Origin of the sequence: Pseudomonas sp. Irchel s3f19 (genome assembly GCF_900187555.1) — a bacterium.
In the GTDB taxonomy this organism is placed as follows: domain Bacteria; phylum Pseudomonadota; class Gammaproteobacteria; order Pseudomonadales; family Pseudomonadaceae; genus Aquipseudomonas; species Aquipseudomonas capeferrum.
The window spans coordinates 457,092-482,450 of record NZ_FYDW01000001.1 but is presented as its reverse complement, the minus strand read 5'-3'; the positions used below and the strand labels follow the sequence as shown (position 1 = coordinate 482,450).

The following is a 25,359-nucleotide window of genomic DNA, read 5'->3' as shown; positions in this document are numbered from 1 at the left end:
ATTTCAGTGTCACAGCCAGGAGTGAGCATGAGGTTTGGCAAAGCAGGCGGGGTGCTGGCGTGCATGGCGGCGTTGCTGTCGTCGGCGACAATGGCAGCAGGCAAGTGCGAGCGCCTGGTGGCGACCGGCAGCCCTGATGCGCCTCCCTACTCCTGGCAGGACCCGAAGGACCCAAAGCACCTGATTGGCGCCAATGTCGAGCTGTTGCAGCAGGTGGCCAGCGAGCTGGGGGTCAAGGTGGACGTGCTGAGTGCCGGTCGGCGCGACCAGGCCCTTGAGGAGGTTCGCAGCGGGCGTATGGACCTGCTGCTCGATACCCCGCTGCAGGTCGGGCAACTGACGGCGCTGGACTATATCCACCCACCTTTGCAGTTGAACGAATACCTGGTCTGGACCCGTCATGACGCTGAGCTGGCCTTCAATGGCCCGGCGGATCTGGCCAACTACCAGGGCAGCTTGTCCGAGCGTGCACGTCTGACCCCCGCCTTTGAAGCCTTTGCCAAAGCGCACCTGAAGTTGCAGCCGGCGCAGAACCTGACCCAGGCGTTCCAGAAGCTAGTGCTGGGGCAGGTGGACTATGTGCTTGCCGGGCGCTACTCCGGCATGGCCATGATCCAGAGCCTGGGCATGAGCAACGACCTGATTGCCCGCGGCCTGCCGGTAGATCGCCCTGGGTTGTACCTGGCCGTGTCACACAACTCGGCATGCAATGACAGCTGGCTGCGTGGGCAATTGGCGAAAAAACTGACAGAATTGCCGATCTCCGGTGCGTCCGAGGCTGTGCTGCAACGTAATGTCGAGCGCTGGAAGGCGCAGATGCAGGTGCCGCTGGACGCCCCCAAACACTAGGAAGATTGCGTGAGAATCCAACCACTGATCCTTGCTCTGGCCGTGCTCGGCCTGGCGGGTTGCGCCAACGACCCGGCGCCGAACGAGCAACTGCGCATTTCCGAGCAGGCGCTGGAACAGGCCAAGGCTGTCGGCGCCACCGACCAGGTCGAAGCGCTGAAGCTGGCCGAAGACAAGCTTGCCCGGGCCAAGACCAACATGCTCACCGAAGACTTTCGCGATGCGCGCATGCGTGCCGAGCAGGCTGAGCTGGATGCGCGCCTTGCCGAGGCGCAGGTGTTGAACCAGAAGAGTGAAGAGCAGCTGCAACTGCTGCAGTCGCGGGTCAAGCGCCTGCGCAAACAGCTGGAGGTGCAGCCATGATGCGTTCTACACCCATGGCCGCGCTGGTGTTGCTGGCGTTGACCGCAGGCTTGCAGGGTTGCGCCAGCCAGCGCAGCGAGGCGGCACTGGATGAGGCCAGTGCAACCTTCCAGAAGGTCAAGGACGATTCCGACGTGCTGCGCAGCGCACCACGCGACGTGATCCGCGCAGGTGAATCACTGGCGCGGGCCGAGCGCCTTTCCAGTTATATCGGCACCGGCACCGATGTACGCCATTACGCCTACCTGAGTCAGCGCTACAGCGAAATCGCCAGCGAGCACGCCAAGCTCGCGCTGAACCAGGAGCGCCTGGCCAAGCTCGACCTTGAGCGTCAGCGTCTGCAACTGGCGCTGCGTGAGGCGAAGCTGGCCAGCGTCCAGCAGCAAGGCAAGTGGGTCGAATCGCAGATTGCCGCGCTGGCTTCGGAGCAGACGGACCGTGGCCTGGTGATGACCCTGGGTGACGTGCTGTTCGACACCGGGCGTGCCGACCTGAAAAACTCGGCCAGCCGCACCGTGCTCAAGCTGGTGCAGTTCCTTCAACTCAATCCGCGCCGGGTGGTGCGAATCGAGGGGTATACCGACAGCACCGGTGCGCCGGAAGACAACCTGAAGCTTTCGCGTGATCGCGCGCAGGCAGTGGCCGACATGCTGGCGGACCTGGGTATCGACGAGAAGCGTCTGCAGGTTGAAGGCTACGGTGACCAGTACCCGATCGAGGCCAACGCGTCGGAGCGGGGCAGGGCGCAGAATCGCCGGGTCGAGATCGTCTTCTCTGATGACAAGGGCAAGCTCGCGCCGGCGCGTTGATCCCTTCAACGATCGACGAACAGTTGTAGGCGCGGCCTTGCGTCGCGAAAAGGGGGGGGCGAAGCAGGCTCCGGATTTTGCGGTGCCACATAAAGCGCTGGGGCCGCGCTGCGGCCCTTTCGCGACGCAAGGCCGCTCCTACAACCAAGCGCGCAATCCTGGGGAATTGGCCGGGTGCTGTCACGCAACTGTATTGTTGGCTATTCTGCAATCTGTCCCCGTACACTTCGCAACTGTTACGGTATTCTCTGCCGTCAGTGTGTCGCACAAGAATAACGAGCCCGTCCGCGCGTCGAGATATCGCCATGACCAACCTGCTGCTATATCAGCGTATCGCCCAGCAACTGGCCGATGACATCCGTCGCGGTGTCTACCAGCCAGGCGAGCGCGTGCCGTCGGTGCGCAAGATGAGCGCCCAGCTCAATGTCAGCCACGCCACGGTGCTGCAGGCCTATGCCAATCTCGAAGACCAGGGGCTGATCCGCGCGCGCCCGCAGTCGGGTTATTACGTTCACCAGACCCCGGCCCTCACTGCGCAAACGCCGGATATCGCCCGGGTGGAGCGCCCGGGCCTAGTGACCCGGGCAAGTATCATCCAGCAGGTATTGACCGAGGCGCGCCGCGATGGCGTGTTTCCGTTCGGCGCAGCGGTGCCCCATGTGGACTACCTGCCGGTGCGCGCCCTGCATCAGCAGATTGCCAAGGTGACTCGCTTTCACAGCCCGCGCGCGTTCAGTTACATGTTCAGCCCGGGCTTTGAGCCGTTGCGCCGGCAGATTGCCATTCGCATGCGCGATGCCGGCGTGTTGGTAGACCCGCGTGAAGTCATCGTGACCCATGGCTGTGTCGATGCGCTGCAGATGTCGCTGCGGGTGCTGACTCGTCCAGGCGACCTGATCGCCGCCGAGTCCCCGACCTACTACGGCCTGCTGCAGTTGGCCGATTTGCTTGGCCTGAAGGTGATCGAGATCCCCAGCGACCCGTCTACGGGCATCAGCCTCGAGGCCTTGCAGTTGGCCGCCAACCAGTGGTCGATCAAGGCGCTGGTACTGACCTCGCGCCTGAGCAACCCGTTGGGTGGCACCATCCCTGAAGAACGCCAGAAGCAGTTGCTACGCCTGGCCTCGGACTTCGATATCCAGATCGTCGAAGACGACATCTATGGCGAGCTGATGTTCGAGCAGGGCAAGACCAAGGCGCTCAAGGCATTCGATCGGCTCGACCGGGTGATCTACTGCTCGAGTTTTTCCAAGACGTTGTCACCGGGTGTGCGGGTCGGCTGGATGGTGGCGGGGCGCTACCAGGATGAAATCCAGCGGCTGCAGACGTTCACCACCCATTCGGCGTGCAGCGTGACGCAGATGGGGGTGGCCGCCTATCTGGAGAACGGCGGCTATGACCGCCATCTGCGCTACATCCGCCAGGAGTACCGCAAGAACCTCAGTGCCTACCAGTTGGCGGTGCAACAGCACTTCCCTGAAGGCACCCAGATGACCCGGCCTACCGGTGGCTTCATCCTTTGGGTGAGCCTGCCGGGGCGGGTCAATACCCAGGACTTGCATGTGCGGGCGCTGGAGCAGGGTATCAGTATCGCGCCCGGGTTGATCTTCAGTAACACTGAGCAGTTCAACCACTGCATCCGGCTTAACTGCGGGATTCCGTGGAATAAAGAGGCCGAGCGGGCGGTGATCACCCTTGGCCTTTTGGCTCAGCAATTGTGCAGAGAGCCTACGGGTTCACTTTTGTAGGCTTGCCAGGCGCAGGCGGAACAGGGAGCATATGCATTTTTCCAGCCTGACTGTCGATGTCCATGAAACTGTTGCGCTGTATCGCCCTTAGTTTTTGCCTCGTGCCGCTCTGCCACTTTGGCGCAGTGGCGCAGGCTGCTCAGCCTGCCGCCGAGGCACAGGCTCGCCAGGCCAAGCCTGCGCAGAAGGCCCCTGCCAAGCCTGTGTCGAAGCAGGCTGTCAGCAAGGCCAAGCCCAAGCCAAAGCCAAAGCCAAAGTCTGCGCGCAAGCCGGTCAGCAAGGCGGTGGCCAAGCCGCTGCCCCAGCCCAAGCTCGACCTGAGCCTGCCTGTCGAAATGGTCAATGACCTTGAGCCGAATGTCGGCAGTTCGGCCACACGGCGCAAACCTTTGCTGCCCGCAATGTTTACCGAAAAACCCCAGGGCGATGAAAGCCCGTTCCAGCTCAATGGCCGATTGATCAGCAATGAAATGCAGCTGCAGTTGCGCAATGAAAGCCGCCGCGATGTTGAAGGGGCAGCGATCGAATTCGAGTACCGCCAGTAGCCAGTGAACTGACTGCCGGGTCACGGCAGATTTCATCGGGCCAGCAATTTCAAACGCACGTTTGAGCGGTTACTATCCGGGGACGTTCGTCCCATTTTGCTCCACAGAGACCTGATTTTGATGAATAGCCATGAATTGCCGTGAGGGGTGTGGTGCCTGCTGCATCGCCCCGTCCATCAGCTCTGCCATGCCGCGCATGCCGCATGGCAAGCCGGCCGGTGAGCGCTGCCTGCACCTGACTGTCGACAACCTCTGCGACCTGTTCGGCAAGCCCGAACGCCCGGCGGTGTGCGGCGGTTTCAAGGCGGATGTCGAGGTGTGCGGCAGTGATCGCGATGAGGCAATCAGGATTCTCGGCTGGTGGGAGCAGATGACGGCGGCGTGACAGGCTGGATCTTCGACAACAAGGATAAAGATGATGAGATCGTTCAAGCGTATTGCACTGCTGTGTGGCATGGGTGTGTTGCTGGCGCCCGCCGCCTGGGCCGAGAACTGGCAGGTGGCCAAGGACGAGGAGGGCATCAAGGTCTCCCTCAGTGAAGTGGCGGGCTCCAAGTACAAGGCCTATCGCGGTGTCACTGTGATCAAGGCGCCACTGGCCAAGGTCCAGGCGCTGCAAGAAGACGTGGTCGGGGCTTGTGCCTGGATTCACGAGTGCAAGTCGCAGAAGCTGCTCAAGCACGAAGGCGACCAGAGCTGGACCTACACCCAGTTCAATACGCCCTGGCCGGTGACGCCGCGCGATTCGGTGCTGCATGTCACCACGGTCAAGGGTGCGGATGGCAGCCTGACGCGCAGCCTGAAGGAAGAGCCGACCTATATCCCGGAAGAGAAGGGCTTTGTGCGAGTGGCGAAGGTCGAGGGCTTCTGGAAGTTGGTACCCAAGGGGGGCAGCACGGAAGTGACCTATCAGGTGCACACCGAGCCGGGTGGCAGTGTGCCGGCGATGGTGGCCAACAAATTCGTGGTCGATGCGCCGTTCAATACCCTGAAAGAGTTGCGTGAGCGGGCTGAGAAAAACTGAATGAGTCGGGTTGCCTGCGAGGCAATAAAAAAGGCTGCCCGAGGGCAGCCTTTTTGCGTTCGGCTCGATGAGCTTACTTGCGGTCTTTCAGTGCAGCGATGTCGCGCTTCTGCTCGCCGGTGTACAGCTGGCGCGGGCGGCCAATCTTGTACGGGCTGGAGAGCATTTCTTTCCAGTGCGAGATCCAGCCTACAGTACGTGCCAGGGCGAAGATCACGGTGAACATGCTGGTCGGAATGCCGATCGCCTTGAGGATGATCCCCGAGTAGAAGTCGACGTTCGGGTACAGCGAGCGCTCGATGAAGTACGGATCGGTCAGGGCGATCTCTTCCAGGCGCATGGCCAGTTCCAGCTGCGGGTCGTTCTTGATGCCCAGCTCGCGCAGGACTTCGTCGCAGGTCTGCTTCATCACGGTGGCGCGCGGGTCGCGGTTCTTGTACACGCGGTGACCGAAGCCCATGAGCTTGAACGGGTCGTTCTTGTCCTTGGCCTTGGCGATGAAGGTGTCGATGTTCGAGACATCGCCGATTTCATCGAGCATGGTCAGTACGGCTTCGTTCGCACCGCCGTGGGCAGGGCCCCACAGTGCAGCGATACCGGCGGCGATACAGGCGAACGGGTTGGCGCCCGACGAGCCGGCCAGGCGCACGGTGGAGGTGGAGGCGTTCTGCTCGTGGTCGGCGTGGAGGATGAAGATCCGGTCCATTGCCTTGGCCAGCACCGGGCTGATCGGTTTGATCTCGCACGGGGTGTTGAACATCATGTGCAGGAAGTTTTCCGCGTACGACAGGTCGTTGCGCGGGTACATCATCGGCTGGCCCATGGAGTACTTGTAAACCATCGCGGCCAGGGTCGGCATTTTGGCGACCAGGCGCACCGCGGAGATTTCGCGGTGTTGCGGGTTATTGATGTCCAGGGAGTCGTGGTAGAACGCCGACAGGGCGCCGACCACGCCGCACATCACCGCCATCGGGTGAGCGTCGCGGCGGAAACCGTTGAAGAAGGACTTCAGCTGCTCGTGAACCATGGTGTGGTTCTTCACGGTGCTGACGAACTGAGCCTTCTGCTCGGCATTCGGCAATTCGCCGTTGAGCAGCAGGTAGCAGGTTTCGAGGTAGTCCGACTGCTCGGCGAGCTGTTCGATCGGGTAGCCGCGGTGCAGCAGAATACCCTTGTCGCCGTCGATGTAGGTGATCTTCGACTCGCACGAGGCGGTCGCCATGAAACCAGGGTCGAAGGTGAAGTGACCTGTGGCCCCCAACCCGCGGACGTCGATTACATCAGGACCAACGGTGCCGGTTAAAATGGGCAGCTCGACGGGGGCAGCGCCCTCGATGACCAACTGCGCTTTTTTGTCAGCCATGTGGCCTCCTATTAATGCTTGAAATCATCAGACAGACCCCCCACGCAGGGCCCGCACCACTATAGAGGGATAAATTCAGATGTCAATTTGCCTAAAGGCTGGTTGAAACGGGCTTCGAGGCCTGATTTTTCTCGAAATTGTCGCCCATTTACGCCTTTTGCTGGCTAAAGGCAATGCGCTATTTGGGCTACCCCATCACGTTGTCATAAGCAGCCTAACTGTCTATACTCGGCACCCGACCGCCAGGGGCTTGCAAGCCCGAACTGCTGGGGGTCGCCGTTCCCTGGGTGGTGGGTACCTGACCAGTACACTTACCAACAACTTTGCCCTGTTCGCTAGGGGCTCTTCAGTGTGAAAAAAGCCGTGAAAAGCCAACGACCTGTAAACCTAGACCTAAGGACCATCAAGCTCCCGATCACCGCGTACACGTCCATTCTGCACCGTATCTCCGGCGTCATCCTGTTCCTCGGCCTGGCCATCATGCTTTATGCATTGGGCAAGTCCCTGGGTTCCGAGGAAGGCTTCGGTGAGGTGAAGGCGTGTCTGACCAGTCCGCTGGCCAAACTGGTGACCTGGGCCCTGCTGTCCGCCCTGCTGTATCACCTGGTGGCAGGTGTACGCCACCTGATCATGGACATGGGCATCGGTGAGACGCTGGAAGGCGGCAAGCTGGGCTCGAAAATCGTGATTGTCATCTCCGTGGTGGTGATCGTTCTGGTGGGAGTTTGGGTATGGTAACCAATGTCACGAACCTGTCGCGTTCGGGCCTCTATGACTGGATGGCACAGCGCGTCTCTGCGGTCGTTCTCGCGGCTTACTTCCTCTTCCTGATCGGTTACGTCGTAGCCCACCCAGGTATCGACTATGCCCAGTGGCACGGTCTGTTCTCCAACAACGCGATGCGGATCTTCAGTCTGCTGGCCCTCGTTGCCCTGGGCGCTCACGCCTGGGTCGGCATGTGGACCATTGCCACCGACTACCTGACGCCGATGGCGTTCGGCAAGTCGGCAACTGCGATTCGTTTCCTGTTCCAGGCGGTATGCGGCGTTGCGATGTTCGCTTACTTCGTCTGGGGTGTGCAGATTCTCTGGGGTATCTGATCCATGGCTAGCATTCCTACTATTTCCTTCGACGCCATCATCATTGGTGGCGGCGGCGCCGGCATGCGCGCAGCGCTGCAGCTGGCACAGGGCGGTCACAAGACTGCCGTGGTCACCAAGGTCTTCCCGACCCGTTCGCACACTGTATCCGCCCAGGGCGGCATCACCTGCGCCATCGCTTCGGCCGACCCGAACGACGACTGGCGCTGGCACATGTACGATACCGTCAAAGGTTCCGACTACATCGGTGACCAGGACGCTATCGAATACATGTGTCAGGAAGGCCCGGCTGCGGTCTTCGAGCTGGACCACATGGGCCTGCCGTTCTCGCGCACCGAAACCGGCCGTATCTACCAGCGTCCGTTCGGTGGCCAGTCCAAGGACTTCGGCAAAGGCGGCCAGGCTGCTCGTACCTGTGCAGCGTCCGACCGTACCGGTCACGCACTGCTGCACACCCTCTATCAGGGCAACCTGAAAGCGGGCACCACCTTCCTGAACGAGTACTACGCGGTTGACCTGGTGAAGAACCAGGACGGCGCGTTCGTCGGTGTGATCGCGATCTGCATCGAAACCGGCGAAACCCTGTACATCAAGTCCAAGGCCACCGTTCTGGCTACTGGCGGTGCGGGCCGTATCTACGCCTCGACCACCAACGCCCTGATCAACACCGGTGACGGTGTCGGCATGGCCCTGCGTGCCGGCGTGCCGGTGCAGGACATCGAAATGTGGCAGTTCCACCCAACCGGCATCGCCGGCGCCGGTGTACTGGTCACCGAGGGTTGCCGCGGTGAAGGTGGCTACCTGATCAACGCCCACGGCGAGCGCTTCATGGAGCGTTACGCGCCGAACGCGAAAGACCTGGCCGGCCGCGACGTGGTTGCCCGTTCCATGGTCAAAGAGATCATCGCCGGCAACGGCGTGGGCCCGAACAAGGACCACGTACTGCTGAAGCTGGACCACCTGGGCGAGGAAGTGCTGCACAGCCGTCTGCCAGGTATCTGCGAACTGTCCAAGACCTTCGCCCACGTCGACCCGGTTGTCGCGCCGGTGCCGGTCGTACCGACCTGCCACTACATGATGGGTGGTGTTGCCACCAACATTCATGGCCAGGCCATCACCATGGACGCCGAAGGCAAGGACCACATCATCCCGGGCCTGTTCGCCGTAGGTGAAGTGGCGTGCGTATCGGTCCACGGTGCCAACCGCCTGGGCGGCAACTCGCTGCTCGACCTGGTAGTGTTTGGCCGTGCTGCCGGCCTGCACCTGGAGAAGGCGCTGACCGAAGGCGTCGAGTACCGCGATGCCAGCGATACCGATGTCGACGTTGCCCTGAACCGCCTGAACAAGCTCAACGAGCGCACCACTGGCGAAGACGTGGCAAGCCTCAAGCGCGAGCTGCAAAGCTGCATGCAGAACTACTTCGGTGTATTCCGTACTGGCGAATACATGCAGAAGGGTATCGAGCAGCTGGCGGGCCTGCGTGACCGCATCGCCAACGTGAAGATCAACGACAAGTCCCAGGCCTTCAACACCGCGCGTATCGAAGCGCTGGAGCTGCAGAACCTGCTGGAAGTTGCCGAAGCTACCGCCATTGCGGCCGAAGCCCGTAAAGAGTCGCGCGGCGCTCACGCCCGTGAAGACTTCGAAGACCGTGACGACGAGAACTGGCTGTGCCACACCCTGTACTACCCGGGTGAGAAGCGCGTTGCCAAGCGTGGCGTCAACTTTGCGCCGAAGACCGTACCGGCCTTCGAGCCAAAAATCCGGACTTACTAAGGGTGGCTGCTATGTTGAAAGTCGAAGTTTACCGTTACAACCCCGACACCGACTCGGCGCCCAAGATGGAGTCGTTCGACGTCGATACCGGCGGCAAGGACCTGATGGTTCTGGACGTGCTGGCACTGATCAAGGAAAAGGACGAGGGTTTCTCGTACCGTCGCTCGTGCCGTGAAGGCGTGTGCGGTTCCGATGGCATGAACATGAACGGCAAGAATGGCCTGGCCTGCATCACCCCGCTGTCGGGCGTGGTCAAGGGCAACAAGCTGGTGCTGCGCCCGCTGCCGGGCCTGCCGGTCATTCGTGACCTGGTCGTCGACATGAGCATCTTCTACAAGCAGTACGAGAAGGTGAAGCCATTCCTGCAGAACGATACGCCGCCTCCGGCTATCGAGCGTCTGCAGTCGCCAGAAGAGCGTGACAAGCTGGACGGTCTGTACGAGTGCATTCTGTGCGCTTGCTGCTCGACTTCCTGCCCATCGTTCTGGTGGAACCCGGACAAGTTCCTGGGCCCCGCTGCTTTGCTGCAGGCCTATCGCTTCCTGGCCGACAGCCGTGACACCAAGACTCAGGAGCGCCTGGCGTCCCTGGATGACCCGTTCAGCGTATTCCGCTGCCGCGGGATCATGAACTGCGTAAACGTTTGCCCGAAAGGTCTGAACCCGACCAAGGCAATCGGTCACGTACGTAACATGCTGCTGCAAAGCGGCACCTGATTCATCGAGTTGTACCTGCAGTAAGCCGAGGTGCGGGTGGTGAGCCCGCACTGAGGTAAAACTCGAGCAAGGGCCCACAAAGCCCGCGCTCATTACCTATGAAGATATGAGACCAGCAGGGGCTTTCCGGGCTGGTACCCGGAAAATCAGCAGGATCCAAGTGGCGTGGTTCAGTCGCTGTGTTCGGACTTTTCCAGGTTTGCTGTGGCTCTCGCCGATCGTCCCCTAACCGAGGGTGACCAAGCATGCAAGAAAGCGTGATGCAGCGCATGTGGGAAAGCGCCCACCTTTCAGGTGGTAACGCTGCATATGTGGAAGAGCTCTACGAACTCTACCTGCACGACCCTAACGCTGTGCCAGAAGAGTGGCGCACTTACTTCCAGAAGTTGCCAGCCGACGGCAGCACCGCTACCGATGTATCGCACTCTACAATCCGCGACCATTTCGTACTGCTGGCAAAGAACCAGCGCCGCGCCCAACCGGTATCCGCCGGGAGCGTGAGCAGTGAACACGAGAAGAAGCAGGTTGAAGTTCTGCGACTGATCCAGGCCTATCGTATGCGCGGTCATCAGGCTGCCAAGCTCGACCCGTTGGGGTTGTGGCAGCGCCCTGCGCCCGTAGACCTGTCGATCAATCACTACGGCTTGACCAATGCCGATCTTGATACGACCTTCCGTGCCGGCGACCTGTTCATCGGCAAAGAGGAAGCGAGCCTACGCGAGATCTTCGAGGCGCTCCAGAAGACATATTGTCGCACCATTGGCGCCGAGTTCACCCATATCGTCGATTCCGAGCAGCGCAGCTGGTTCCAGCAGCGTCTCGAAAGCGTGCGCGGCCGTCCGGAGTTTTCCGCTGACGTGCAGGCCCACCTGCTCGAGCGCGTGACCGCCGGTGAAGGGCTTGAGAAGTACCTGGGCACCAAGTATCCGGGCACCAAGCGTTTCGGCCTGGAGGGTGGCGAAAGCCTGATCCCGATGCTGGACGAGATGATCCAGCGCTCCGGCTCCTACGGCACCAAGGAAGTCGTGATCGGCATGGCCCACCGTGGCCGTCTGAACGTGCTGGTCAACACCTTCGGCAAGAACCCGCGCGAGCTGTTCGACGAGTTCGAAGGCAAGAAGATGAACGAGCTGGGCTCCGGTGACGTCAAGTATCACCAGGGCTTCTCTTCGAACGTGATGACCACCGGTGGCGAAGTTCACCTGGCCATGGCGTTCAACCCGTCCCACCTGGAAATCGTCTCGCCAGTGGTCGAGGGTTCGGTGCGCGCCCGTCAGGACCGTCGCAACGACACCGTTGGCGACAAGGTACTGCCGATCTCGATTCACGGTGATGCGGCATTCGCCGGCCAGGGCGTGGTCCTGGAAACCTTCCAGATGTCGCAGACCCGCGGTTTCAAGACCGGCGGTACCGTGCACATCGTGATCAACAACCAGGTCGGTTTCACCATCAGCAACCCGTTGGATGCGCGCTCCACCGAGTACGCCACCGACGTTGCCAAGATGATTCAGGCGCCGATCCTGCACGTCAACGGGGATGACCCGGAAGCCGTGCTGTTCGTGACCCAGCTGGCCATTGATTACCGCATGCAGTTCAAGCGTGACGTGGTCGTCGACCTGGTCTGCTACCGCCGTCGCGGCCACAACGAGGCCGACGAGCCGAACGGTACCCAGCCGCTGATGTATCAGCAGATCAGCAAACAGCGCACCACCCGTGAGCTGTATGCCGAGGCACTGATCCAGGCCGGTCGCATCGACGCCGAGCGTGCTCAGGCCAAGATCGACGAGTACCGCAACGCCCTGGACAACGGCCTGCACGTGGTCAAGAGCCTGGTCAAGGAGCCGAACCGCGAGCTGTTCGTCGACTGGCGTCCGTACCTGGGCCACGCCTGGACCGCGCGTCACGACACCCGTTTCGACCTCAAGACCCTGCAGGACCTGTCGGCCAAGCTGCTCGAGCTGCCGGAAGGCTTCGTCGTCCAGCGTCAGGTGTCGAAGATCTACGAAGATCGCCAGAAGATGCAGGCCGGTGGCTTGCCGATCAACTGGGGTTACGCAGAGACCATGGCTTACGCCACCCTGCAATTCGAAGGTCACCCGATCCGCATGACCGGCCAGGACATCGGCCGCGGCACCTTCTCGCACCGCCACGCGGTGTTGCACAACCAGAAGGACGCCAGCACCTACGTACCGCTGCAGAACCTGTTCCCGGGCCAGCCGCGCTTCGACCTGTACGACTCCTTCCTTTCGGAAGAAGCGGTATTGGCCTTCGAATACGGCTACTCGACCACCACGCCGAACGCGCTGGTGATCTGGGAAGCCCAGTTCGGCGACTTCGCCAACGGTGCGCAAGTGGTGATCGACCAGTTCATCACCAGCGGTGAGCACAAGTGGGGCCGCCTGTGCGGTCTGACCATGCTGCTGCCACACGGCTACGAAGGGCAGGGGCCGGAGCACTCGTCCGCGCGTCTGGAGCGTTACCTGCAGCTGTGCGCCGAGCACAACATCCAGGTGTGCGTACCGACTACCCCGGCACAGATCTACCACCTGCTGCGTCGCCAGGTCATCCGTCCGCTGCGCAAGCCGCTGATCGTCCTGACGCCGAAGTCGCTGCTGCGCCACAAGCTGGCCATCTCGACCCTGGAAGACCTGGCAGAAGGTTCGTTCCAGACCGTGATCCCGGAAATCGACAACCTCGATCCGGCCAAGGTCGAACGCCTGGTCCTGTGCAGCGGCAAGGTCTACTACGACCTGCTGGAAAAACGCCGTGCCGAAGGCCGTGAAGACATCGCGATCGTGCGTATCGAGCAGTTGTATCCGTTCCCGGAAGACGACCTGGTCGAAATCCTGGCGCCATACACCAACCTCAAGCATGCCGTCTGGTGTCAGGAAGAACCGATGAACCAGGGCGCCTGGTACAGCAGCCAGCACCACATGCGCCGTATCCTGGGCCGCCACAACAAGGCACTGGTCCTGGAATACGCCGGCCGCGAAGCTTCTGCCGCGCCAGCCTGTGGTTACGCTTCGAAGCACGCCGAACAGCAGGAAAAACTGCTGCAAGACGCCTTCACTGTCTAACGCCTTCGCGCACCTGAAACCGAATTTAAGGAAACACAGATAATGGCTATCGAGATCAAAGCCCCAACCTTCCCGGAATCGGTTGCCGATGGCACCGTTGCCACCTGGCACAAGAAGCCGGGCGAAGCCGTCAAACGTGACGAGCTGATCGTCGACATCGAGACCGACAAAGTCGTCCTGGAAGTCCTGGCCACCGCCGATGGCGTGATGGGTGACATCGTCAAGGGCGAGGGCGACACCGTCCTGTCCGACGAAGTGCTGGGTTCGATCGTTGAAGGTGGCGCTGCTGCCGCGCCTGCCGCTGCCCCAGCCGCTGCTGCCCCGGCTGCCGCTGCCGCCGATGCTGGCGAAGACGACCCGGTTGCCGCGCCTGCCGCGCGCAAGCTGGCCGAAGAAAACGGTATCGACCTGGCTACCGTTGCTGGCACCGGCAAAGGCGGTCGCGTTACCAAGGAAGACGTGGTTGCTGCAGTCGCCAACAAGAAGTCGGCCCCTGCCGCAGCACCGGCTGCCAAGCCTGCCGCTGCTGCCCCGGTTGTGACCGCCGCTGGTGATCGCACCGAGAAGCGCGTGCCGATGACCCGTCTGCGTGCCAAGATCGCCGAGCGTCTGGTCGAAGCCCAGTCCAACATGGCGATGCTGACCACCTTCAATGAAGTCGACATGACCGAAGTCATGGCCCTGCGTTCGAAGTACAAGGACCTGTTCGAGAAGACCCACAACGGCGTACGCCTGGGCTTCATGTCGTTCTTCGTCAAGGCCGCCACCGAAGCCCTGAAGCGCTTCCCGGCTGTCAACGCCTCGATCGACGGCAACGACATCGTCTACCACGGCTTCGCCGACGTCGGCGTTGCCGTCTCCAGCGACCGTGGCCTGGTGGTTCCAGTACTGCGTAACGCCGAGTCGATGAGCCTGGCTGAAATCGAGAACGGCATCGCCACCTTTGGCAAGAAGGCCCGTGACGGCAAGCTGTCGATCGAAGAGATGACCGGCGGCACCTTCACCATCACCAACGGTGGCACCTTCGGTTCGATGATGTCGACCCCGATCGTCAACCCGCCACAGGCTGCCATTCTCGGCATGCACAACATCATCCAGCGCCCGATGGCCATCAACGGCCAAGTGGTCATCCGCCCAATGATGTACCTGGCGCTGTCGTACGATCACCGCCTGATCGACGGCAAGGAAGCGGTAACCTTCCTGGTCACCATCAAGAACCTGCTGGAAGATCCGTCTCGCCTGCTGCTGGACATCTAATCGCGCAGCTGTAAGCTGCAAGCCGCACGCTTCAAGCCGAAGCCTGCTGGTCTTGCGGCTTGCAGCGTGCCGCTTGAAGCTAAAAAGGAATCTTTTATGACCCAGAAATTCGACGTAGTGGTGATTGGTGCAGGTCCTGGCGGCTATGTGGCTGCCATCAAGGCTGCCCAACTTGGTCTGAAGACTGCCTGTATCGAGAAATACACCGACGCCGAGGGCAAACTGGCCCTGGGCGGCACCTGCCTGAACGTAGGTTGCATTCCGTCCAAGGCGCTGCTGGACAGCTCCTGGAAGTACAAGGAAGCCAAAGAGAGCTTCAACGTCCACGGTATCTCCACTGGCGAAGTGAAGATGGACGTTGCCGCGATGGTCGGCCGCAAGGCGGGTATCGTCAAGAACCTGACCGGCGGCGTTGCCACCCTGTTCAAGGCCAATGGCGTTACTTCGATCCAGGGCCACGGCAAACTGCTGGCTGGCAAGAAAGTCGAAGTCACCAAGGCTGACGGCACCACCGAAATCATCGAAGCCGAGAACGTGATCCTGGCCTCCGGTTCGCGTCCGATCGACATTCCGCCGGCTCCGGTCGACCAGAACGTCATCGTCGACTCCACCGGCGCCCTGGAATTCCAGACCGTGCCACAGCGTCTGGGCGTGATCGGCGCCGGCGTCATCGGCCTGGAGCTGGGTTCGGTATGGTCGCGCCTAGGTGCCCAGGTCACCGTCCTGGAAGCCCTGGACACCTTCCTGATGGCTGCCGACACCGCAGTGTCGAAAGAAGCCCAGAAGACCCTGACCAAGCAAGGCCTGGACATCAAGCTGGGCGCGCGCGTCACTGGCTCGAAAGTCAATGGCAACGAAGTCGAAGTCACCTACACCGATGCCAACGGCGAGCAGAAGATCACCTTCGACAAGCTGATCGTCGCGGTCGGCCGTCGTCCAGTGACCACTGATCTGCTGGCTTCGGACAGCGGCGTGACCATCGACGAGCGTGGCTACATCTTCGTTGACGATCACTGCGCTACCAGCGTTCCGGGCGTGTTCGCCATCGGTGACGTGGTTCGCGGCATGATGCTGGCGCACAAGGCCTCGGAAGAGGGCATCATGGTTGTCGAGCGCATCAAAGGCCACAAGGCCCAGATGAACTACGACCTGATCCCATCGGTTATCTACACCCATCCGGAAATCGCGTGGGTCGGCAAGACCGAACAGTCCTTGAAGGCCGAGGGTGTTGAGGTTAACGTAGGCACCTTCCCGTTCGCGGCCAGCGGCCGTGCGATGGCGGCCAACGACACCGGTGGTTTCGTCAAGGTCATCGCCGATGCCAAGACCGACCGCGTACTGGGTGTGCACGTGATTGGCCCATCCGCTGCCGAGCTGGTACAGCAGGGCGCAATCGCAATGGAATTCGGCACCAGTGCCGAGGATCTGGGCATGATGGTCTTCAGCCATCCAACCCTGTCCGAAGCGTTGCATGAAGCAGCGCTGGCAGTGAATGGCGGCGCCATTCACGTAGCCAACCGTAAGAAGCGTTAATTATAAGAAACCACGGCGGGCTGCCCGTCGTGAGTCTTGCGTGCATGACTCACCGCGGAAAGTTCGCCGGATCGGACTACACGGGATAACCCGGGGTCAACGGTCACAGGTGGTGCGGCGCCAGTAATGGCGCAGCGCCGAAGCGCAGTACCTAACGAAGACGGTAAAAAGCATGAATCTTCACGAGTATCAGGGTAAGCAGCTGTTCGCTGAATACGGCCTGCCAGTATCCAAGGGTTTCGCTGTCGATACCCCTGAAGCTGCAGCAGAAGCTTGCGACAAGATCGGCGGTTCCGAGTGGGTTGTAAAAGCCCAGGTTCACGCAGGTGGTCGCGGTAAAGCGGGCGGCGTCAAGCTGGTTCGCAGCAAGGAAGACGCCAAGGCGTTCGCTGCGCAATGGTTGGGCAAGCGCCTGGTAACCTACCAGACCGACGCCAACGGTCAGCCAGTGACCAAGATCCTGGTCGAGTCCTGCACTGACATCGCCAAAGAGCTGTACCTGGGCGCTGTAGTCGATCGCTCGAGCCGCCGCATCGTGTTCATGGCCTCCACCGAAGGTGGCGTGGACATCGAGAAAGTTGCTCACGAAACTCCTGAGAAGATCATCAAGGCTACTATCGATCCACTGGTCGGCGCACAGCCGTTCCAGGGTCGTGAACTGGCATTCCAGCTGGGTCTGGAAGGCAAGCAAGTTGCACAGTTCGCCAAGATTTTCGTAGGCCTGGCCAAGCTGTTCAAAGAACACGACCTGGCCCTGCTGGAAGTCAACCCGCTGGTCATCAAGGCCGACGGCGACCTGCACTGCCTGGATGCGAAGATCAACATCGACGCAAACGCCATGTACCGCCAGCCTAAGCTGAAAACCTTCCACGACCCGTCGCAGGACGATCCTCGTGAAGCCCACGCTGCCAGCTTCGAGCTGAACTACGTGGCCCTGGAAGGCAACATCGGCTGCATGGTCAACGGTGCTGGCCTGGCCATGGGTACCATGGACATCGTCAACCTGCATGGTGGCAAGCCAGCCAACTTCCTCGACGTTGGCGGCGGTGCTACCAAAGAGCGCGTTACCGAAGCGTTCAAGATCATTCTGTCCGACAGCAATGTCGCGGCCGTTCTGGTCAACATCTTCGGCGGCATCGTTCGCTGCGACATGATTGCCGAAGGCATCATCGGTGCAGTGAAAGAAGTCGGCGTTAAAGTTCCGGTTGTCGTTCGCCTCGAAGGCAACAACGCCGAACTGGGCGCTAAAGTACTGGCAGAAAGCGGTTTGAACATCATTGCGGCAACCAGCCTGACCGACGCTGCTCAACAAGTTGTCAAAGCTGCGGAGGGCAAGTAATGAGCGTCCTGATCAATAAAGACACCAAAGTCATCTGCCAGGGCTTCACCGGCTCGCAGGGTACTTTCCACTCCGAACAAGCCATCGCCTACGGCACCAAGATGGTCGGCGGCGTTACTCCAGGCAAGGGTGGCACCACCCACCTGGGCCTGCCGGTGTTCAACACCGTCAAGGAAGCCGTGGAAGCGACCGGCGCTGATGCTTCGGTCATCTACGTTCCGGCTCCGTTCTGCAAAGACTCGATCCTGGAAGCTGCCTTCGGCGGCATCAAGCTGATCGTCTGCATCACCGAAGGCATTCCTACCCTGGACATGCTGGATGCCAAGGTCAAGTGCGACGAGCTGGGCGTTACCCTGATCGGCCCTAACTGCCCAGGTGTCATCACCCCGGGCGAGTGCAAGATCGGCATCATGCCAGGCCACATCCACTTGCCAGGCAAAGTCGGTATCGTTTCGCGTTCCGGCACCCTGACCTATGAAGCGGTCAAGCAGACCACCGACGCCGGCTTCGGCCAGTCGACCTGCGTCGGCATCGGCGGTGACCCGATCCCAGGCTCCAACTTCATCGACATCCTGAAGCTGTTCCAGGAAGACCCGAAGACCGAAGCGATCGTCATGATCGGCGAGATCGGCGGTTCGGCTGAAGAAGAAGCCGCGGCCTACATCAAGGCCCACGTCACCAAGCCTGTCGTTTCCTACATCGCCGGTGTTACCGCACCTGCGGGCAAGCGCATGGGCCATGCTGGCGCCATCATCTCTGGCGGCAAAGGCACTGCGGACGAGAAGTTCGCTGCGCTGCAGGACGCAGGTGTTAAAACCGTGCGTTCGCTGGCCGACATCGGCAAGGCCCTGGCCGAGCTGACTGGCTGGGAAGCCAAGAAGTAATACGCTTTACCCCCCCACGCGCACAAAGGCCACCTTCGGGTGGCCTTTGTCGTTATCAGCATTGTGTTTTTTTGCCCCGCGAAGAGGCCGGAACAGATAACCAGGAATTTTCGATGGGTATGATAGGAATTTTCACAAAGACGTTTTTCCGATCCCTGAGATAATTGCACCGTCCCCGGTCGCACAGACGACAAACACATACGCACATCGGACAAGCAGCACTGTGCCAGTGCGTTTGACTGTCAAAACAGTTAATCTACGCGTTCACTCTGTGCCCGTCCCCCAAAAGGGAACGACACGCTAAACGGGTCTGGCTCATCAAGCCGGGCAGCATTTCCCTCATCCATGGGGAAATCCCTTCTCGAATCCCGATTTCAGCAGTGTGGTACTACCTCAAATGAAAGTTTTAAAAGGCCAGGATATCCTGGCGCTTGGCTTTATGACGTTTGCGCTTTTCGTAGGCGCCGGCAATATCATCTTCCCGCCTATCGTCGGCCTGCAGTCTGGCCCGCACGTATGGATGGCTGCCTTGGGCTTCCTGGTGACCGCCGTGGGCCTACCGGTCATCACCGTGGTCGCGCTGGCCAAGGTCGGTGGCGGCATGGATGCCCTGAGCAGCCCGATCGGCAAGTTCTTCGGTGGCCTGTTGGCGGCCGTGTGCTACTTGTCGGTCGGCCCGCTGTTCGCGACGCCGCGTACCGCGACCGTGTCGTTCGAGGTCGGTGTGGCACCGTTGACCGGCGAAAGCCCGTTGGCGCTGTTCCTCTACAGCCTGGTGTACTTCATCGTGGTGCTGGCGGTGTCCATGTATCCGGGCAAGCTGCTCGATACCGTGGGGCGCTTCCTCGCGCCGCTGAAGATCATCGCCTTGGCGGTGCTGGGTATCGCCGCGTTCGCGCTGCCGGCTGGCACCATCGGTGAAGCGCAACCTGCCTATGCGGCTGCGGCGTTCTCCAAGGGCTTCTCCGATGGTTACCTGACCATGGATACCCTGGGCGCGCTGGTGTTCGGTATTGTCATCGTCAATGCCATCCGCTCGCGAGGCGTCGAATCGCCGAAGCTGATTACCCGCTACGCCATCATCGCCGGCTTGATCGCCGGTGTCGGCCTGGCCCTGGTGTACATCAGCCTGTTCCGCCTGGGGGCGGGCAGCCACGATATCGCGGCTGACGCCACCAACGGTGCGGCCGTATTGCATGCCTATGTGCAGCATACCTTTGGCTCGCTCGGCAGTGGCTTCCTGGCCGTGCTGATCGCGTTGGCGTGCCTGGTGACCGCGGTCGGCCTGACCTGCGCCTGTGCCGAGTACTTCAGCCAGATCCTGCCGCTGTCATATCGCGCACTGGTGGTGATCTTGGCGGGCTTCTCGTTGCTGATCTCCAACCTGGGCCTGACCAAGCTGATCATGTTCTCGATCCCGGTACTGACGGCGATCTACCCGCCGTGCATCGTGGTGGTGGGCTTGAGCTTCGTCAAAGACCTGTGGAACTCGCCAACGCGCATTCTCGCACCGGTCATGCTGGTGTCGCTGGTGTTCGGCGTCGTCGATGCGATCAAAGGCAGCAGCCTGGCGCATGTACTGCCGGACGCCGTCGCTCACCTGCCGCTGAGTGATCAGGGCCTGGCCTGGCTGGTGCCGTCGGTGGTGACCCTGGCCGCGGCCGTGATCTACGACCGCATGCTGGGCAAGCCGCGCGAGGCGCTGGCCTGATAGGTTGAAGCCTGAGGGCTGCACCGGCCACAAGCCACAGGGTGCCAGCCAGCGGTTTACACCTGAAACCCCGTCTCCGAATGGATGCGGGGTTTTTTGTTTTTTGCCTGGGGCGTTTTTGCAGACGGTTGCGCGAAGCGGCATTATTCGTTGCGGTGGTGTGCCTTTTGCTGCTTGCGGGCGTCGAAACCCGGTCTCTATTCTTTGTGCACCTGGCTTTCGGGAAACCTGCATGAACTTCATTCAAAGCAACTTCAACAACCTGCTGGCAATCTGCTGGTTCGCAGCCTGCTGGGGCGGCTACACCCGTTATGCCATCTGGAAGGGCCGCGACACCGCTTGCCTGGCCAGCGTGCTGCACCTGTACCGCGAAGACTGGATGCGGCGCATGTTGATGCGCGACAACCGCATCGCCGATGCCAGCGTAATCGGCAACCTGGAGCGCAACGCTTCGTTTTTCGCCTCAAGTACCTTGATCATTCTTGCGGGTATTCTCACCGTACTCGGTGCCTCGGACAGGGCGCTGTCGCTGCTGGCCGACCTGCCCTTGGTGCAGCAGACGTCCCAAGGCATGTCGGAAATCAAGTTGCTGTGCCTGGCGACGGTCTTCGTTTATGCCTTCTTCACCTTCAGCTGGTGCATGCGTCAGTACAACTTCGCGGCGGTGCTGGTAGGGTCGGCGCCTATGATTGGCGAGCGCCTGGTCAATGAGCTGGAGCGCAAGGCATTTGCCTCGCGCGCCGCGCGGGTGTTGTCGCTGGCGGCCAACCAGTTCAACTTGGGGTTGCGCGCGTATTACTTTGGCATGGCCATGTTGAGCTGGTTTATCAGCCCCTGGTTGTTCATGGTGATGAGTGTCGGGGTTGTATTGATTCTCTACCGCCGTGAGTTCCATTCCGATGTGCTGGATGTGATGGTGTTCACACCCACGGAAAGTGCGCCGGTGGACGTCGCCAAGGAGAGCTCGGCTTCCGGAAACTGAAACGTTTAATCGTTAAACTTCAGGCATAAAAAAACCCGACAGTGTCGGGTTTTTTTGTACAAGCCGATTACTGCTTGGCAGGTTCGGCTGGAGTAGCAGGCGCGGTTTCTGGCGCTGGAGTGGCCGGGGCGGCTTCCGGAGCCGGAGTTGCCGGAGCGGCTTCTTCGGCGGCCTTCTGCTGCGCTTCGGCCTGATCTTTGGCAGCTTCAGCGTTTTCCTTGGCGGCTTCGTTCATCTTATCCTGAGCTTCGCCCATTTTTTCCTGGGCTTGCTCGGCGTGTTGCTGTGCGTCTTGGGCTTTGTCTTCGCTCGCTTTATCGCAAGCGGCCAGGCCCATGGCAGCAGCCAGCATCAGAGCAAAAGCAAAAGGTTTACGCATGGGGGTGTATCTCCTTGGTGGAATAAGTGACTTGTTCCTTCGAGTACAACTACGCGGAATAAGTTCCGCGCAGGTTACAGATATATAACGCCCCGTTCTACATAGATTTTTTAACGGTTTTATGCCGTTGCGTCCGCAGCCCTGGAACTTGCCGATGAGTGATTCAACCTTGATGGCCATGGCCGAGCGTTTTCTGTCGGCCTTGAAGCATTGTCAGTTGTTGCAGATGCGCGTGGCGCATGCCGATACGCAGGGCATGACGTTGATCTTGCCGTGGTCGCCGGCAATCGTTGGCAACCCGCAAACCGGCGCGGTGCATGGTGGGGCGCTGACCACGCTGATGGACACTACCTGCGGCATGGCCACCCTGTGTGCGCTGCCACAGTTTGAAGTGTGCCCGACCCTGGACCTGCGCATCGACTACATGCACACAGCCGAGGCCGGCAAGGACATCTACGGCCATGCCCAGTGCTACCGGGTGACGCGTGATGTGATCTTCACCCGCGGCAGCGCCTACCAGGACGACCCCAGCCAGCCCATCTGCCAGGTGGTGGGAACGTTCATGCGCCTGGGGCCGCAGATCAAGGGCGGTATTCGCTTCGGCAACAGCCTCAAGGAGGGTGGCGCATGATCCCGCCAGACGTACGCCAGCAACTCAATGCCGCCCACGCGGTGGGCGACTACCGGCCGTTGCTGGCATTGATCCCCTATGCCGGTCTGATCGGCATCGAATGCGAGCGCCAGGGCGAGGACCTGCTTTTCCGCCTGCCAGCCAACCCGGACAACATTGGTAACCCTTTGCTGCCAGCGATTCATGGTGGCGTGATCGCAGGGTTCATGGAGTTGTCTGCGGCGTTGTACCTGCTGATCTACAGCGAGAGTGCGAGCATTCCCAAGGTCATCGACTTCTCCATCGACTACCTGCGCGCCGGGCACTTTCGCGACACCTACGCCCAGTGCCAGCTGTGGCGCCAAGGGCGACGGGTGACCAACGTCGCCATCACCGCCTGGCAAGGTGATCGGCAGTCGCCCATCGCCACCGCCCGGGCACATTTCAAGATCGAACCGGAAAAGCCCTTGAAATCGCCTGGGCAGCCCCCATCTGCATGACATCCGCCATTAACGCAGGCCGAATCGGCTGCAGGCGCCCACTGCCATCAGATCGGAGTTTTGAAGACCATGAGTGTGGAAACACAAAAGGAAACCCTGGGCTTCCAGACCGAGGTAAAGCAGCTGCTGCACCTCATGATTCATTCGCTGTACTCGAACAAGGAAATCTTCCTGCGTGAGCTGGTTTCCAACGCCTCTGACGCGGCTGACAAGCTGCGTTTCGAAGCCCTGGCCAAGCCAGAGCTGCTCGAAGGCGACGCGGATCTGCGCATTCGTCTGAGCTTCGACAAGGACGCCGGCACCATCACGCTCGACGACAACGGCATTGGCATGAGTCGCGAAGACGTCATCACCCACCTGGGTACCATTGCCAAGTCCGGTACTGCCGACTTCATGAAGAACCTCACCGGTGACCAGAAGAAGGACTCGCACCTGATCGGTCAGTTCGGCGTGGGCTTCTATTCGGCCTTCATCGTTGCCGACAAGGTCGACGTCTACAGCCGTCGCGCAGGCCAGCCGGCCGCCGAGGGCGTGCACTGGTCGTCCAAAGGCGAGGGCGAGTTCGAAGTCGCTACCGTAGACAAGCCAGAGCGCGGCACCCGCATCGTGCTGCACCTGAAGAAGGATGAGCAGGAGTTCGCCGATGGCTGGCGCCTGCGCAACCTGGTCAAGAAGTACTCCGATCACATTGCCCTGCCGATCCAACTGCCTAAAGAGCAGGAAGCTGCAGAAGGCGAGGAGCAGCCAGCCGTTGAGTGGGAAACCGTCAACCGTGCCAGTGCCCTGTGGACCCGTCCGCGTACCGAGATCAAGGACGAGGAATACCAGGAGTTCTACAAGCACATCGGCCATGACTTCGAAAACCCGCTGGCCTGGAGCCACAACAAGGTCGAAGGCAAGCTTGAATACAACTCGCTGCTGTACGTCCCGGCCCGCGCGCCGTTCGACCTGTACCAGCGTGAAGCACCGCGTGGCCTGAAGCTGTATGTGCAGCGCGTGTTCATCATGGACCAGGCCGAGTCGTTCCTGCCGCTGTACCTGCGCTTCATCAAGGGCGTGGTCGATTCCAACGACCTGTCGCTGAACGTTTCTCGCGAAATCCTGCAAAAAGACCCGATCATCGATTCGATGAAGACCGCGCTGACCAAGCGCGTGCTGGACATGCTGGAGAAGCTGGCGAAAAACGAGCCAGAGCAGTACAAGGGCTTCTGGAAAAACTTCGGCCAAGTGCTGAAGGAAGGCCCGGCCGAGGACTTCGCCAACAAAGAGAAGATCGCAGGCCTGCTGCGCTTCGCTTCCACCCATGACGACAGCGGTGAGCAGAGCGTCGCCCTGGCCGATTACCTGGCCCGCGCCAAGGAAGGCCAGGACAAGATCTACTACCTCACCGGCGAAACCTATGCGCAGGTCAAGAACAGCCCGCACCTGGAAGTCTTCCGCAAGAAGGGCATCGAGGTCCTGCTGCTGACCGACCGTATCGATGAGTGGCTGATGAGCTACCTCAACGAGTTCGACGGCAAGAGCTTCGTCGACGTCGCCCGTGGCGACCTGGACCTGGGCAAGCTGGATTCCGAGGAAGACAAGAAGGCCCAGGAAGAAGTCGCCAAAGACAAAGAAGGCCTGGTCGAGCGCCTGAAAGGCGCGCTGGGTGACAGCGTTGCCGAGGTACGCGTTTCCCACCGCCTGACCGACTCGCCGGCGATTCTCGCCATCGGCGAACAGGACCTGGGCCTGCAGATGCGCCAGATCCTCGAAGCCAGCGGGCAGAAGGTGCCGGATTCCAAGCCGATCTTCGAATTCAACCCGAGCCACCCGCTGATCGAGAAGCTGGACCACGAACAGAGCGAAGACCGCTTCGCCGAGCTGTCGCACATCCTCTTCGATCAGGCTGCCCTGGCGGCGGGCGACAGCCTGAAGGACCCGGCGGCTTACGTCCGTCGCCTGAACAAGCTTCTGGTCGAGCTGTCTGCTTGAGTTAGAGGTTAGGAAAGCCCGCTTCGGCGGGCTTTTTTCATGGGGGCAAGGAGGAGTTTGATGAGCAAGGTAATCGTTGAATCGCTGGTCTATCACCTTTCCGGCAAGACCTATGAGAGCCGCCTGGTGTACGAGCCAGGGGCGCTCGGTCGCCCTGCGCTGGTGATGGCGCCGAACTGGATGGGCATTGGCGAAGGCGCTGAGCGCATCGCCCGGGAAGTCGCCGAACAGGGCTATGTGGTGTTGATCGCCGACCTGTATGGGCAGTCGGTGCGTCCGTCCAACGCTGACGAAGCGGGGGCGGCGATGATGCCGCTGAAAAATGACCGTGGCGAGCTGCGCAAGCGCATGAAAGAGGCGCTGGATCAGTTGCTCGGGCAGTCCAAGGCGCTGTTGGCGCCCGGCAAGGTGGCGACCTTCGGGTTCTGCTTCGGCGGTTGCTGTGCGCTGGAGCTGGCCCGCGCCGGTGCCGACCTGAAGGCGGCAGTGTCGTTCCACGGCACCCTGGATACGCCGAATGCCGAAGACGCCAAGCGCATCAAGGGTGCTGTGCTGGTGCTGCATGGTGCGTCCGATCCGTTGGTGCCACGCGAGCAGTTGCCGGCGTTCGAGGAAGAGATGAATGCGGCCAGCGTCGACTGGCAGTTGCTCAGCTACGGCGGGGCGGTGCATTCGTTCACCGATCCGGCGGCCAACGTGCCAGGCAAGATGCAGTACGACCGCAAGACCTCTGAACGGGCGTTCAAGGCGATGCACAACCTGCTGACTGAAGTGTTCAAGGGTTGAGATTGCCGGGGCTGCTGCGCAGCCCTTTCCGGCC

Annotated in this window: 24 protein-coding genes; 22 read left to right on the top strand and 2 right to left on the bottom strand. The window is 60.9% G+C overall.

The genetic code is table 11. The features are described from left to right. Window positions 1-27: 27 nt before the first annotated feature. From CKW22_RS02195 to CKW22_RS02165, 7 genes are all read left to right on the top strand, one after another. Window positions 28-849: an ABC transporter substrate-binding protein gene (locus tag CKW22_RS02195; protein ID WP_033699287.1), complete on the top strand. Its 822-nt coding sequence runs from the start codon at window positions 28-30 to the stop codon at window positions 847-849. A gap of 9 nt (window positions 850-858) precedes the next feature. Next, the gene (locus CKW22_RS02190; protein ID WP_033699285.1) at window positions 859-1,212 is read left to right on the top strand and encodes a DUF4398 domain-containing protein; all 354 of its coding nucleotides are present in this window, start codon (window positions 859-861) and stop codon (window positions 1,210-1,212) included. Further along, a complete protein-coding gene (locus CKW22_RS02185; RefSeq protein WP_033699283.1) occupies window positions 1,209-2,021 on the top strand; it encodes an OmpA family protein in 813 nt (270 codons plus the stop codon). The genes CKW22_RS02190 and CKW22_RS02185 overlap by 4 nt, the downstream gene beginning before the upstream one ends. 305 nt (window positions 2,022-2,326) lie before the next feature. Further along, window positions 2,327-3,769, top strand: coding sequence for a PLP-dependent aminotransferase family protein (locus CKW22_RS02180; protein ID WP_033699281.1), 1,443 nt, complete (start codon window positions 2,327-2,329; stop codon window positions 3,767-3,769). A 62-nt stretch (window positions 3,770-3,831) separates the two neighbouring features. After that, complete coding sequence (locus CKW22_RS02175) at window positions 3,832-4,314, top strand: hypothetical protein (protein ID WP_095063692.1); 483 nt, start codon at window positions 3,832-3,834, stop codon at window positions 4,312-4,314. A gap of 130 nt (window positions 4,315-4,444) precedes the next feature. After that, on the top strand, window positions 4,445-4,699 hold the full coding sequence (locus CKW22_RS02170) for a YkgJ family cysteine cluster protein (protein WP_033699278.1): 255 nt from the start codon (window positions 4,445-4,447) through the stop codon (window positions 4,697-4,699). Between the two features lie 33 nt (window positions 4,700-4,732). Further along, window positions 4,733-5,338: an START domain-containing protein gene (locus CKW22_RS02165; RefSeq protein ID WP_047581282.1), complete on the top strand. Its 606-nt coding sequence runs from the start codon at window positions 4,733-4,735 to the stop codon at window positions 5,336-5,338. Window positions 5,339-5,411: 73 nt separating this feature from the next. Here CKW22_RS02165 and gltA read toward each other — a convergent pair whose 3' ends face one another. Further along, window positions 5,412-6,701, bottom strand: a complete 1,290-nt coding sequence (gltA, locus tag CKW22_RS02160; RefSeq protein ID WP_019472041.1) for a citrate synthase — start codon at window positions 6,699-6,701, stop codon at window positions 5,412-5,414. Between the two features lie 351 nt (window positions 6,702-7,052). On the opposite strand from gltA, the gene sdhC reads away from it, so the two are divergent. From sdhC to CKW22_RS02105, 11 genes are all read left to right on the top strand, one after another. After that, window positions 7,053-7,439, top strand: a complete 387-nt coding sequence (sdhC, locus tag CKW22_RS02155) for a succinate dehydrogenase, cytochrome b556 subunit (RefSeq protein WP_077068487.1) — start codon at window positions 7,053-7,055, stop codon at window positions 7,437-7,439. Beyond that, complete coding sequence (gene sdhD / locus CKW22_RS02150; RefSeq protein ID WP_027592876.1) at window positions 7,433-7,801, top strand: succinate dehydrogenase, hydrophobic membrane anchor protein; 369 nt, start codon at window positions 7,433-7,435, stop codon at window positions 7,799-7,801. Before sdhC ends, sdhD begins: the two co-directional genes overlap by 7 nt. A gap of 3 nt (window positions 7,802-7,804) precedes the next feature. Beyond that, the gene (gene sdhA, locus CKW22_RS02145; RefSeq protein ID WP_027592875.1) at window positions 7,805-9,577 is read left to right on the top strand and encodes a succinate dehydrogenase flavoprotein subunit; all 1,773 of its coding nucleotides are present in this window, start codon (window positions 7,805-7,807) and stop codon (window positions 9,575-9,577) included. An 11-nt stretch (window positions 9,578-9,588) separates the two neighbouring features. Further along, a complete protein-coding gene (locus tag CKW22_RS02140; protein WP_033699275.1) occupies window positions 9,589-10,293 on the top strand; it encodes a succinate dehydrogenase iron-sulfur subunit in 705 nt (234 codons plus the stop codon). Between the two features lie 245 nt (window positions 10,294-10,538). Beyond that, a complete protein-coding gene (locus CKW22_RS02135) occupies window positions 10,539-13,370 on the top strand; it encodes a 2-oxoglutarate dehydrogenase E1 component (RefSeq protein ID WP_095063691.1) in 2,832 nt (943 codons plus the stop codon). A 42-nt stretch (window positions 13,371-13,412) separates the two neighbouring features. Further along, on the top strand, window positions 13,413-14,627 hold the full coding sequence (gene odhB, locus CKW22_RS02130) for a 2-oxoglutarate dehydrogenase complex dihydrolipoyllysine-residue succinyltransferase (protein WP_033699273.1): 1,215 nt from the start codon (window positions 13,413-13,415) through the stop codon (window positions 14,625-14,627). A gap of 96 nt (window positions 14,628-14,723) precedes the next feature. Further along, window positions 14,724-16,160: a dihydrolipoyl dehydrogenase gene (lpdA, locus tag CKW22_RS02125; protein WP_033699271.1), complete on the top strand. Its 1,437-nt coding sequence runs from the start codon at window positions 14,724-14,726 to the stop codon at window positions 16,158-16,160. 172 nt (window positions 16,161-16,332) lie between these two features. Then, window positions 16,333-17,499 carry an ADP-forming succinate--CoA ligase subunit beta gene (gene sucC, locus CKW22_RS02120; RefSeq protein WP_008091914.1) on the top strand — a complete coding sequence of 389 codons (1,167 nt, stop codon included), beginning with the start codon at window positions 16,333-16,335 and terminating at the stop codon, window positions 17,497-17,499. After that, entirely contained in the window at window positions 17,499-18,383 is an 885-nt protein-coding gene (sucD, locus tag CKW22_RS02115) for a succinate--CoA ligase subunit alpha (protein ID WP_003254203.1), read from the top strand. Before sucC ends, sucD begins: the two co-directional genes overlap by 1 nt. 397 nt (window positions 18,384-18,780) lie before the next feature. Continuing rightward, window positions 18,781-20,094: a branched-chain amino acid transport system II carrier protein gene (gene brnQ / locus CKW22_RS02110; RefSeq protein ID WP_033699269.1), complete on the top strand. Its 1,314-nt coding sequence runs from the start codon at window positions 18,781-18,783 to the stop codon at window positions 20,092-20,094. A gap of 232 nt (window positions 20,095-20,326) precedes the next feature. Next, window positions 20,327-21,076, top strand: a complete 750-nt coding sequence (locus CKW22_RS02105) for a DUF599 domain-containing protein (RefSeq protein WP_033699268.1) — start codon at window positions 20,327-20,329, stop codon at window positions 21,074-21,076. Window positions 21,077-21,143: 67 nt separating this feature from the next. Here CKW22_RS02105 and CKW22_RS02100 read toward each other — a convergent pair whose 3' ends face one another. Next, entirely contained in the window at window positions 21,144-21,455 is a 312-nt protein-coding gene (locus CKW22_RS02100) for a hypothetical protein (RefSeq protein ID WP_047581273.1), read from the bottom strand. 154 nt (window positions 21,456-21,609) lie between these two features. On the opposite strand from CKW22_RS02100, the gene CKW22_RS02095 reads away from it, so the two are divergent. The 4 genes from CKW22_RS02095 to CKW22_RS02080 all read left to right on the top strand — a co-directional run bounded on the left by CKW22_RS02095 (window position 21,610) and on the right by CKW22_RS02080 (window position 25,325). Beyond that, window positions 21,610-22,086 (top strand): PaaI family thioesterase, encoded by a 477-nt coding sequence (locus CKW22_RS02095; RefSeq protein ID WP_033699266.1) that lies wholly within the window; start codon window positions 21,610-21,612, stop codon window positions 22,084-22,086. Continuing rightward, complete coding sequence (locus CKW22_RS02090; protein WP_033699265.1) at window positions 22,083-22,565, top strand: PaaI family thioesterase; 483 nt, start codon at window positions 22,083-22,085, stop codon at window positions 22,563-22,565. Before CKW22_RS02095 ends, CKW22_RS02090 begins: the two co-directional genes overlap by 4 nt. A 69-nt stretch (window positions 22,566-22,634) precedes the next feature. Further along, window positions 22,635-24,539, top strand: a complete 1,905-nt coding sequence (htpG, locus tag CKW22_RS02085) for a molecular chaperone HtpG (protein WP_033699263.1) — start codon at window positions 22,635-22,637, stop codon at window positions 24,537-24,539. A gap of 60 nt (window positions 24,540-24,599) precedes the next feature. Continuing rightward, a complete protein-coding gene (locus tag CKW22_RS02080; protein ID WP_033699261.1) occupies window positions 24,600-25,325 on the top strand; it encodes a dienelactone hydrolase family protein in 726 nt (241 codons plus the stop codon). Window positions 25,326-25,359 lie beyond the last annotated feature (34 nt).

Bases quoted from the DNA above. Each gene is read 5' to 3' on its own strand.
- sdhD (WP_027592876.1), top strand. From the start codon at position 7,433: ATGGTAACCAATGTCACGAACCTGTCGCGTTCGGGCCTCTATGACTGG.
- CKW22_RS02180 (WP_033699281.1), top strand. From the start codon at position 2,327: ATGACCAACCTGCTGCTATATCAGCGTATCGCCCAGCAACTGGCCGAT.
- CKW22_RS02105 (WP_033699268.1), top strand. From the start codon at position 20,327: ATGAACTTCATTCAAAGCAACTTCAACAACCTGCTGGCAATCTGCTGG.
- gltA (WP_019472041.1), bottom strand. From the start codon at position 6,701: ATGGCTGACAAAAAAGCGCAGTTGGTCATCGAGGGCGCTGCCCCCGTC.
- lpdA (WP_033699271.1), top strand. From the start codon at position 14,724: ATGACCCAGAAATTCGACGTAGTGGTGATTGGTGCAGGTCCTGGCGGC.
- CKW22_RS02090 (WP_033699265.1), top strand. From the start codon at position 22,083: ATGATCCCGCCAGACGTACGCCAGCAACTCAATGCCGCCCACGCGGTG.
- odhB (WP_033699273.1), top strand. From the start codon at position 13,413: ATGGCTATCGAGATCAAAGCCCCAACCTTCCCGGAATCGGTTGCCGAT.
- CKW22_RS02175 (WP_095063692.1), top strand. From the start codon at position 3,832: ATGAAACTGTTGCGCTGTATCGCCCTTAGTTTTTGCCTCGTGCCGCTC.
- htpG (WP_033699263.1), top strand. From the start codon at position 22,635: ATGAGTGTGGAAACACAAAAGGAAACCCTGGGCTTCCAGACCGAGGTA.
- CKW22_RS02170 (WP_033699278.1), top strand. From the start codon at position 4,445: ATGAATTGCCGTGAGGGGTGTGGTGCCTGCTGCATCGCCCCGTCCATC.
- CKW22_RS02100 (WP_047581273.1), bottom strand. From the start codon at position 21,455: ATGCGTAAACCTTTTGCTTTTGCTCTGATGCTGGCTGCTGCCATGGGC.
- CKW22_RS02095 (WP_033699266.1), top strand. From the start codon at position 21,610: ATGAGTGATTCAACCTTGATGGCCATGGCCGAGCGTTTTCTGTCGGCC.
- CKW22_RS02135 (WP_095063691.1), top strand. From the start codon at position 10,539: ATGCAAGAAAGCGTGATGCAGCGCATGTGGGAAAGCGCCCACCTTTCA.
- CKW22_RS02195 (WP_033699287.1), top strand. From the start codon at position 28: ATGAGGTTTGGCAAAGCAGGCGGGGTGCTGGCGTGCATGGCGGCGTTG.
- sucC (WP_008091914.1), top strand. From the start codon at position 16,333: ATGAATCTTCACGAGTATCAGGGTAAGCAGCTGTTCGCTGAATACGGC.
- CKW22_RS02185 (WP_033699283.1), top strand. From the start codon at position 1,209: ATGATGCGTTCTACACCCATGGCCGCGCTGGTGTTGCTGGCGTTGACC.
- CKW22_RS02165 (WP_047581282.1), top strand. From the start codon at position 4,733: ATGAGATCGTTCAAGCGTATTGCACTGCTGTGTGGCATGGGTGTGTTG.
- CKW22_RS02080 (WP_033699261.1), top strand. From the start codon at position 24,600: ATGAGCAAGGTAATCGTTGAATCGCTGGTCTATCACCTTTCCGGCAAG.
- sdhA (WP_027592875.1), top strand. From the start codon at position 7,805: ATGGCTAGCATTCCTACTATTTCCTTCGACGCCATCATCATTGGTGGC.
- brnQ (WP_033699269.1), top strand. From the start codon at position 18,781: ATGAAAGTTTTAAAAGGCCAGGATATCCTGGCGCTTGGCTTTATGACG.
- CKW22_RS02140 (WP_033699275.1), top strand. From the start codon at position 9,589: ATGTTGAAAGTCGAAGTTTACCGTTACAACCCCGACACCGACTCGGCG.
- sucD (WP_003254203.1), top strand. From the start codon at position 17,499: ATGAGCGTCCTGATCAATAAAGACACCAAAGTCATCTGCCAGGGCTTC.